At 71.4% G+C, this 8,518-nt stretch carries 9 protein-coding genes; 3 read left to right on the top strand and 6 right to left on the bottom strand.

Features of this window, described 5'->3' with window-relative positions:
* Positions 1-435 precede the first annotated feature (435 nt).
* From ABVB68_RS20005 to ABVB68_RS19995, 3 genes are all read right to left on the bottom strand, one after another.
* On the bottom strand, positions 436-837 hold the full coding sequence (locus ABVB68_RS20005; RefSeq protein WP_353602429.1) for a prefoldin domain-containing protein: 402 nt from the start codon (positions 835-837) through the stop codon (positions 436-438).
* 127 nt (positions 838-964) lie between these two features.
* The gene (rph, locus tag ABVB68_RS20000; RefSeq protein WP_353602428.1) at positions 965-1,702 is read right to left on the bottom strand and encodes a ribonuclease PH; all 738 of its coding nucleotides are present in this window, start codon (positions 1,700-1,702) and stop codon (positions 965-967) included.
* Between the two features lie 100 nt (positions 1,703-1,802).
* Positions 1,803-2,036 carry a PTS sugar transporter subunit IIB gene (locus ABVB68_RS19995; protein WP_353602427.1) on the bottom strand — a complete coding sequence of 78 codons (234 nt, stop codon included), beginning with the start codon at positions 2,034-2,036 and terminating at the stop codon, positions 1,803-1,805.
* 185 nt (positions 2,037-2,221) lie between these two features.
* On the opposite strand from ABVB68_RS19995, the gene ABVB68_RS19990 reads away from it, so the two are divergent.
* Positions 2,222-3,529 carry a PTS transporter subunit EIIC gene (locus ABVB68_RS19990; RefSeq protein WP_353602426.1) on the top strand — a complete coding sequence of 436 codons (1,308 nt, stop codon included), beginning with the start codon at positions 2,222-2,224 and terminating at the stop codon, positions 3,527-3,529.
* A 300-nt stretch (positions 3,530-3,829) separates the two neighbouring features.
* Complete coding sequence (locus tag ABVB68_RS19985; RefSeq protein WP_353602425.1) at positions 3,830-5,098, top strand: PTS transporter subunit EIIC; 1,269 nt, start codon at positions 3,830-3,832, stop codon at positions 5,096-5,098.
* A 254-nt stretch (positions 5,099-5,352) separates the two neighbouring features.
* Here the strand turns inward: ABVB68_RS19985 and ABVB68_RS19980 are convergent, their stop codons facing one another.
* Entirely contained in the window at positions 5,353-6,105 is a 753-nt protein-coding gene (locus tag ABVB68_RS19980; protein ID WP_353602424.1) for an MBL fold metallo-hydrolase, read from the bottom strand.
* 246 nt (positions 6,106-6,351) lie between these two features.
* Between ABVB68_RS19980 and ABVB68_RS19975 the strand changes: the two genes are divergently transcribed.
* Positions 6,352-6,810: a type II toxin-antitoxin system PemK/MazF family toxin gene (locus tag ABVB68_RS19975; RefSeq protein ID WP_353602423.1), complete on the top strand. Its 459-nt coding sequence runs from the start codon at positions 6,352-6,354 to the stop codon at positions 6,808-6,810.
* A 42-nt stretch (positions 6,811-6,852) separates the two neighbouring features.
* On the opposite strand, the gene ABVB68_RS19970 is transcribed toward ABVB68_RS19975, so the two are convergent.
* Positions 6,853-7,329: a hypothetical protein gene (locus tag ABVB68_RS19970; protein ID WP_353602422.1), complete on the bottom strand. Its 477-nt coding sequence runs from the start codon at positions 7,327-7,329 to the stop codon at positions 6,853-6,855.
* Positions 7,330-7,554: 225 nt separating this feature from the next.
* Entirely contained in the window at positions 7,555-8,505 is a 951-nt protein-coding gene (locus tag ABVB68_RS19965) for a PLP-dependent cysteine synthase family protein (protein WP_353602421.1), read from the bottom strand.
* Positions 8,506-8,518: the final 13 nt, after the last annotated feature.

Raw genomic sequence — 8,518 nt, 5'->3', positions numbered from 1 at the left:
GTGGCTGGGCGCGCAGTTCCCCGCGCCCCTTTCGGGGCGTCTTCGGCGCCGGTGACTCAGAGGCGGGCGTTTCGCTGCGGGGCGCGGACTGCGGGCGCTTTGCAGGCTGCGGGGCCGTCGTGGCTGGGCGCGCAGTTCCCCGCGCCCCTTTCGGGGCGTCTTCGGCGCCGGTGACTCAGAGGCGGGCGTTTCGCTGCGGGGCGCGGACTGCGGGGCGTTTTACCGGCTGCGGGTCCGTCGGGGCTCGGCGCGCAGTTCCCCGCGCCCCTTTCGGGGCGTCTTCGGCGCCGGTGACTCAGAGGCGGGCGTTTCGCTGCGGGATGCGGACTGCGGGGCGTTTTACCGGCTGCGGGGCCGTCGGGGCTCGGCGCGCAGTTCCCCGCGCCCCTTTCGGGGCGTCTTCGGCGCCGGTGACTCAGAGGCGGGCGTTTTCTGTCAGGACGTGCAGACCTTGGTGAGTTCGCCTGCCGCGTCCGTGACGGGGCTGACGTCCGGGGTGCGGTCGCCGGACTTCACTGCCGTGCGGATGTCGTCGACGGCGTTGCCCAGGTCGTCGACCGCCTTGTTGACGTCGGCGTCGTCGGTCTTGTCGCCGATCTTGTTCAGGTTCTTCTCGATCGAGTCGAGCGAGGCGTCGGTCTGGGAGGGGTCGTTCGCGGCGTTCTCCACGGCCTGCTGGAGGTCGGTGACGCTGTCCGCGATGGCGTCCGCGGTCTGGACGCAGTCCAGCGCCTTGGTCACGGCGTCGCAGCCGGTGGTGAGGCCCATGGTAAGTGCGGCGGCGGCCACGACGGCGGCGATGGTGGTGGTGACGCCACGGCGTCGGCTGGCGGCCATGATGGTGGGTTCCCTCCCCTGGTACGGCTGGCCGGGCGCACGGTGATGAACCGTGCACCCGTACCCCTAGGACGCCGGAAGAGGGCGGGCGGGTTGCCCGCGCGTACCAAGAGTCTTGGCCGCCCCTTTACCTCCCGGCAGCGGCTTCCAGGGCCGCGCTCTGGAGCGCGGCCAGCTCGGTGCAGCCGGTGACGGCGAGGTCGAGCAGGGCGTTGAGCTCCTCGCGGGCGAAGGGCTCGGCCTCGGCGGTGCCCTGGACCTCGACGAAGCGCCCGTCGCCGGTGCAGACGACGTTCATGTCGGTGTCGGCGCGCACGTCCTCCTCGTAACAGAGGTCGAGCAGGGGCACTCCGCCCACGATGCCGACGGAGACGGCGGACACGGTGCCGGTGAGCGGCTGCCGGCCGGCCTTGATCAGCTTCTTGCCCTGGGCCCAGGCGACGGCGTCGGCCAGGGCCACGTAGGCGCCGGTGATCGCCGCGGTGCGGGTGCCGCCGTCGGCCTGCAGGACGTCGCAGTCGAGGACGATGGTGTTCTCGCCGAGCGCCTTGTAGTCGATGACGGCGCGCAGGGAGCGGCCGATCAGCCGGGAGATCTCGTGGGTGCGGCCGCCGATCCTGCCCTTGACGGACTCGCGGTCGCCGCGGGTGTTGGTGGCGCGGGGCAGCATGGCGTACTCCGCGGTGATCCAGCCCTCGCCGCTGCCCTTGCGCCAGCGCGGGACGCCTTCGGTGACGGAGGCGGTGCAGAAGACCTTGGTGTCGCCGAAGGAGACGAGGACGGAGCCCTCGGCGTGCTTGCTCCATCCCCGTTCGATGGTGACCGGGCGGAGCTGTTCGGGAGTACGGCCGTCGATGCGAGACATGCCGACGAGCCTATCCGGAGTAGCGGAAGGGGCTCCTCCCGCGGCGGGAAGAGCCCCTTCCAGGTGAACCACGCGAGCCACGGCGGGTGGCCCGGCGGGCTCACATCAGGTCTTCGATCTCCGCGGCGATCGGGTCCGCGTCGGTGCCGATGACGACCTGGATCGCGGTCCCCATCTTGACGACACCGTGGGCGCCGGCGGCCTTCAGGGCGGCCTCGTCGACCAGCGAGGGGTCGGACACCTCGGTGCGGAGCCGGGTGATGCAGCCCTCGATCTCCTCGATGTTGTCGATGCCGCCGAGCCCGGCGACGATCTTCTCAGCCTTGGTGGCCATGTTCCCTCTCCCTGATCCGAACCGCTTTGGTCGCAGTAACCCACAGTTGGCCCATCTTCGCGAGCGGTCATGCCGTCCTTGCCGAATGATGGCGATCACGACAGCGGAACCGTCCGCCAACTGGTCTACACCACCGTGGGGACGGTCGCCAAACCGCGGCCGCGCCCAGTCGCCGGAGGATGCCCATGAGCGCCGAGAGCGCAGGCAGCGCCGACAGCACGCCCGGCCCGGCCCGCGAGCGCTGGAACCGCTTGTTCCAGGGGCTGCAGAAGATGGGCCGCAGCCTTCAGCTGCCGATCGCGGTGCTGCCGGCGGCGGGCCTGCTGATCGGGCTGGCGCAGCCGGGGGTGATCGGGCAGGGCGGCCTGGGCTGGACCCCCGTCTCCAAGGTGATGCTGGGCGCGGGCGGCGCCCTGCTCGACGGCTCCCTGGGGCTGCCGCTGCTGTTCTGTGTGGGTGTCGCGATCGGCATGGCCAAGAAGTCCGACGGCTCCACGGCGCTCGCGGCGGTGGCGGGCTTCCTCGTCTACTACGGCGTCCTGCACCAGTTCCCGGAGGACTGCCCCGGCGGCTCGAAGGCGGTGGCGAACGTCGGCTGCCAGGTGACGGACGGGACGGTGACGGTCTTCACCTTCCAGAACCCCGGCGTCTTCGGCGGCATCGTGATGGGGCTGCTGACCGCGTTCTTCTGGGCCCGCTTCCACCGCACCAGGCTGGTGGACTGGCTCGGCTTCTTCAACGGCCGCCGGCTCGTCCCGATCATCATGTCGTTCGTCGCCATCCTCTTCGCGGCGCTGTGCCTGTGGATCTGGCCGCCGATCGGCAGCGCCCTGGAGAGCTTCGGCCACTGGCTGCGCGACACCGGTGCCTGGGGCGCCGGCATCTTCGGCGTCGCCAACCGGGCCCTGCTCGTCATCGGGCTGCACCAGTTCCTGAACGTGCCCGTCTGGTTCCAGTTCGGCACCTACACACCACCGGGCGGCAAGCCCGTGCACGGCGACATCAACATGTTCCTCGCAGGCGACCCGAACGCCGGCCAGTTCACCTCGGGCTTCTTCCCGATCATGATGTTCGCGCTGCCGGCGGCCGCGCTGGCGATCACGCACTGCGCGCGGCCGGAGCGCCGCAAGGAGGTCGGCGGCCTGATGCTGTCGGTGGCACTGACCTCCTTCGTGACCGGCATCACCGAGCCGCTGGAGTACTCGTTCCTGTTCGTCGCCCCGTTCCTCTACGTGATCCACGCGGTGCTCACGGGTGTGTCGATGGCGGTCACGTGGGCGCTCGGGGTGCACGACGGCTTCGGCTTCTCGGCGGGCCTGATCGACTACGTCATCAACTGGCACCTGGCGACGAAGCCCTGGGCGATCATCCCGATCGGGCTGTGTTTCGCGGCCGTCTACTACGTCGTCTTCCGGTTCGCCATCACCAGATTCGACCTCAAGACGCCGGGGCGGGAGCCGGTGGAGGAGGTCGAGGACGTCACGAAGGTCTGACGCCGCCGGGTGGTCGGGGCCCTCGGACCGCCCGGTCCGGGGGCCTCCGCCACGCTCGCGCCCCACGCGTCGTCACCTGCGCGCCGACCCCTTGGCCGCCCGCACGCCGGACGCTTCGTCGGTTACGCGCCGGCCTCGGCCCACGGGTACTGCGCGTAGCGCCGCGGTAGCGGATCTCGTGGTTCCTTATCCTGCCTTCATCGTGCTACAACAGGTCTACACCACTGAGTGGTGTAGACCAGAGACGCTGCCGTCCCTTCCTCGGTTCCCGGGCGGCGCCTTGCCCATTTGGAGGACCTTGTGACCACGGCCAGCGCCGCTCCCGCGGCCAACCAGAAGAAGAAGGGCGCCGGCGCGATGGCCGTGCTGCAGCGTATCGGCCGCAGCCTGATGCTGCCGGTGGCCGTGCTGCCGGCCGCGGCCCTCCTGGTACGCCTCGGCAACAACGACATGCTGGGCCGCCCCTCCTTCCCGGCCTTCCTGACGAAGATCGCGTCCTTCATGGCCGCGGGCGGCAACGCGATCCTCGACAACATGCCGCTGCTGTTCGCGGTCGGCATCGCGATCGGCTTCGCGAAGAAGTCGGACGGCTCCACCGCGCTCGCCGCGGTCGTCGGCTACCTGGTCTTCAAGAACGTCCTCGGCACGTTCACCGACAAGAACGTGGCCAAGGTGGCCGCGGCCGTCGACGGCAAGGCCGTCATGGTCGACGGACCCGCGGACGCCAAGGTCCTCGGCGGAGTGGTGATGGGTCTCGCCGTCGCGCTGCTCTACCAGCGGTTCTACCGCACCAAGCTGCCCGACTGGGCGGGGTTCTTCGGCGGCCGCCGGCTGGTCCCGATCCTGTCGGCCCTCGCCGGCCTGGTCCTCGGCATCGTCTTCGGCTACATCTGGCCCGTCCTCGGCACCGGTCTGCACAACTTCGGTGAGTGGCTGGTCGGGTCGGGTGCCGTCGGCGCCGGCATCTTCGGTGCCGCCAACCGCGCGCTCATCCCGATCGGCATGCACCACCTGCTGAACTCCTTCCCGTGGCTGCAGGCGGGCGAGTACCACGGCAAGAGCGGCGACATCGCGCGCTTCCTGGCCGGGGACCCGACCGCGGGCCAGTTCATGACCGGCTTCTTCCCGATCATGATGTTCGGCCTGCCGGCCGCCTGCCTCGCCATCGTGCACTGCGCCCGCCCGGAGCGCCGCAAGGTGGTGGGCGGCATGATGCTCTCGCTCGCGCTGACGTCGTTCGTCACCGGTGTCACCGAGCCGATCGAGTTCACGTTCATGTTCATCGCGCCGGCCCTGTACGCCATCCACGCGGTGCTCACCGGCATCTCGCTGGCACTGACCTGGGCGCTGGGCATGAAGGACGGCTTCGGCTTCTCGGCCGGCGGGATCGACTTCGCGCTGAACCTGGGCATCGCGAGCAACCCGTGGGGGCTGGCCCTGGTCGGCCTGTGCTTCGGCGCCGTCTACTACACCGTCTTCCGGTTCGCGATCACCAGGTTCAACCTGCCCACCCCGGGCCGGGAGTCGGACGAGGAGCTCGCGGAACTCCAGAAGGCCGAGGCCAAGTAGGGCGCACCCGGACCGGCCTCACCCCGCATTCCCCGGCCCCGAGCGGACCGGGGAATGCGGCGTACGCGCATGTCGGGGCCCATGTCGATGCGTCCTTGGGCGACGGCGACGCCCTGCGCGGGTACACCGGTCCGCGCACGAGACCGTGGCCCGGTCTCCGCGCACGACAAGGCCCCCGGAGCCGTGGCTTCGGGGGCCTTGTCCGAGCACCGGGGGGCGCTCAAGCAGGGGGGCACCGCTCGGGTGCGACGGCGTCAGATCTCGTACGTCTGCCGCGGGGCCGCCAGGTGTACCGGGCCGGTGAAGACCTCGCGGGCGTCGCGGAGGTTGACCTCGGGGTCGGTCCACGGCGGGATGTGCGTGAGGACCAGGCGCCGGGCGCTCACGCGGGCCGCGGTCTCGCCCGCCTCACGGCCGTTGAGGTGCAGGTCCGGAATGCGCTCCTTGCCGTGCGTGAACGCGGCCTCGCACAGGAACAGGTCGGTGTCCCGGGCCAGCTCGTCCAGCGCCCCGCTGACACCCGTGTCACCCGAGTAGGTGAGGGACCGCCCGCCGTGCTCGATCCGGATGGCGTACGACTCCACGGGGTGGCGGACCCGGTCGGTGTGCACCGTGAACGGGCCGATCTCGAACGTGGACGGCTTGACCGTGTGGAACTCGAAGACCTCGCTCATGGAGGAGGCCGACGGGGTGTCCGCGTAGGCGGTGGTCAGCCGTTGCTCCGTGCCCTCGGGTCCGTAGACGGGGATCGGAGCGCAGCGGCCGCCCTCGTGGCGGTAGTAGCGCGCCACGAAATAGGCGAGCATGTCGATGCAGTGGTCGGCGTGCAGATGGCTCAGGAAGATCGCGTCGAGGTCGTAGAGACCGCAGTGGCGCTGCAGCTCGCCGAGGGCGCCGTTGCCCATGTCGAGGAGCAGCAGGAAGCCGTCGGCCTCGACGAGATAGCTCGAGCAGGCCGATTCCGCGGACGGGAACGACCCTGAGCAGCCGACGACGGTGAGCTTCATGAAGCAGAAACCTCCGTTGGCGGGAATGCCGGTGGGCGGGAAGAGGGCCTCGGGACGGGGCCTGGGGGTGGGCTGACGGGGGTCGTGCGGTGCGTCGAGCGTAAGGCGCGAAAGCGCGGGTCGCTCCTCCGCCGGCGGCCGTTGTGGGCGAACTCACCTGTGCTGTCACCGGTTCGGCTGGACCTAGGGCGTATTCGAATCGCGAGAGGGCGCGCGGCGCCCGGCGCGCGCCGGTAACGTCGTCGTATGGACACGTCCTGGTGGCTGGCGCTCGCCGCGGTGGTACTGCTCGCGCTCGTCGCCACGCTGATCGACGGCTGGGGGCGGGGCCGCCGGCCCGGCGGACGCCGGCTGCGGCCACCGGGCCGCGCGGGCACGCGTGCCGCGCACGCCGCACGGCCGGCCCCGGGCGACATCTGGTGGGCCGACGTCCCCTACGAGGACCGGCCCGAGGCGAAGGACCGGCCCTGTCTGGTGCTGGCCGTGCGCGGGGACCGGGCCACGGTCGCGAAGATCACCAGCAAGTACCACGACGAGCGCTCCGGGGTCATCCCGCTGCCGCCCGGCGCGGTCGGCGACGCCCGGGGCCGCCCCAGCTTCGTGCAGACCGGCGAGCTGCGCGAGGTCCCGGTGCGGGACTTCCGGCGCCGGGTGGGCGTGGTCGACCCGGTCCTGTGGGACCAGGTACGGCACCTCGCCGGCTAGGCCCGTCCGGCACCTCGCGTGATCGCGCCGGAGGGCAGACCCCTAGCGCACCCGCACGGTGACCGTCCACTCCTGGATGCCCTTGCAGGAGACCTGGCCGGGGGCGGTGGGCTCGGCGCACAGGGGGCGGGACGACGACAGCCGGACGGTTCCGGCGGCCACCGCCTGATAGGCGGCCGTGGCGTCACCCGGCTGGATGACGAAGCCCGCGTTGATGCCCTTCAGCCCGTCGCCGCTCGCGGTGACCGGCTTCCACGGGCGGGACCTGGTGCCGTCCAGGGTCAGCCGGACCTCGCCGCCGGTGGTCACGCAGACGGTGCGGCCGTCGTCCCCCGCCTTCAGTTCCACGTGGTCCTCGCACCGTCCGGCGGTCGGCTCCGGCGACCGCGTGGCCGGCGCCGGTGAGACCTTGCCGTTGCCGCCGGTGTCCTTGCCGGCGCCGTCCTCGCCGTTCTGGGAGCCGCAGCCGGCGAGGAGCAGCGTCGTGGCCGCGAGGGCGACGAGGGTCGTACGGCGCATGGGTGGATCCGCCTTTCCGTCCTTCCGACTCGGCCCGGCCGGCCGGCCGCCTGGTGCAGATGTGACGTACCACCGGCGGGAACGGATCCACACACGCGCGGATCCCGCACGCGCGGCGTCCGGCGTGCGGGATCACGGGGTGCTGCCCGGCCGGTCGTCAGGGCGGTGCCGGCACGGCGAAGCCGGTCTGCGGGGAGGGCGGGTGCGCGCCCCTGCCCGGACGGCCTAGGCCCAGAGCTGGCCCTGCAGCGTCTGGATGGCCTCCTCGGTGGTGGCCGCCGTGTAGACGCCGGTGGACAGGTACTTCCAGCCGCCGTCGGCCACGACGAAGACGATGTCGGCGCTCTCGCCCGCCGTGACCGCCTTCCTGCCGACGCCGATCGCCGCGTGCAGGGCGGCGCCGGTGGACACCCCCGCGAAGATGCCCTCCTGCTGCAGGAGTTCACGGGTGCGGGTGACCGCGTCGGCCGAGCCGACGGAGAAGCGGGTGGTGAGGACGGAGGCGTCGTACAGCTCGGGGACGAAGCCCTCGTCGAGGTTGCGCAGGCCGTAGACCAGGTCGTCGTAGCGCGGTTCGGCGGCGACGATCCGGATGTCCGGCTTGTGCTCGCGCAGGAAGCGGCCGACGCCCATGAGGGTGCCGGTGGTGCCGAGGCCCGCGACGAAGTGGGTGACGGAGGGCAGGTCGGCGAGGATCTCCGGCCCGGTCGTGGCGTAGTGGGCGCCCGCGTTGTCCGGGTTGCCGTACTGGTAGAGCATCACCCAGTCGGGGTGCTCGGCGGACAGTTCCTTGGCCACGCGTACGGCGGTGTTGGAGCCGCCCGCGGCCGGGGAGGAGATGATCTCGGCGCCCCACATGCCGAGCAGGTCACGGCGCTCCTGCGAGGTGTTCTCCGGCATCACGCACACCATGCGGTAGCCCTTGAGCTTGGCCGCCATGGCGAGGGAGATGCCGGTGTTGCCGGAGGTGGGCTCCAGGATCGTGCAGCCCGGGGTCAGCCGGCCGTCCTTCTCCGCCTGCTCGATCATGTGCAGGGCGGGACGGTCCTTGACCGAACCCGTGGGGTTGCGGTCCTCCAGCTTCGCCCAGATCCGGACGTCGGCGGACGGCGACAGCCGCGGCAGGCGCACCAAGGGGGTGTTGCCCACCGCGGCCAGCGGGGAGTCGTAGCGCATCGCTGCTCAGCGG

This window comes from Streptomyces sp. NPDC096012 (assembly GCF_040426375.1).
GTDB lineage: Bacteria > Actinomycetota > Actinomycetes > Streptomycetales > Streptomycetaceae > Streptomyces.
The sequence above is the reverse complement of the archived record's forward strand: the minus strand, read 5'-3'. Positions and strand labels throughout refer to the sequence as shown.

What these genes read in the sequence shown, in the direction of transcription:
- ABVB68_RS20005 (WP_353602429.1), bottom strand. Translation starts at nt 837, where the DNA reads ATGGCCGCCAGCCGACGCCGTGGCGTCACCACCACCATCGCCGCCGTC.
- rph (WP_353602428.1), bottom strand. Translation starts at nt 1,702, where the DNA reads ATGTCTCGCATCGACGGCCGTACTCCCGAACAGCTCCGCCCGGTCACC.
- ABVB68_RS19995 (WP_353602427.1), bottom strand. Translation starts at nt 2,036, where the DNA reads ATGGCCACCAAGGCTGAGAAGATCGTCGCCGGGCTCGGCGGCATCGAC.
- ABVB68_RS19990 (WP_353602426.1), top strand. Translation starts at nt 2,222, where the DNA reads ATGAGCGCCGAGAGCGCAGGCAGCGCCGACAGCACGCCCGGCCCGGCC.
- ABVB68_RS19980 (WP_353602424.1), bottom strand. Translation starts at nt 6,105, where the DNA reads ATGAAGCTCACCGTCGTCGGCTGCTCAGGGTCGTTCCCGTCCGCGGAA.
- ABVB68_RS19975 (WP_353602423.1), top strand. Translation starts at nt 6,352, where the DNA reads ATGGACACGTCCTGGTGGCTGGCGCTCGCCGCGGTGGTACTGCTCGCG.
- ABVB68_RS19970 (WP_353602422.1), bottom strand. Translation starts at nt 7,329, where the DNA reads ATGCGCCGTACGACCCTCGTCGCCCTCGCGGCCACGACGCTGCTCCTC.
- ABVB68_RS19965 (WP_353602421.1), bottom strand. Translation starts at nt 8,505, where the DNA reads ATGCGCTACGACTCCCCGCTGGCCGCGGTGGGCAACACCCCCTTGGTG.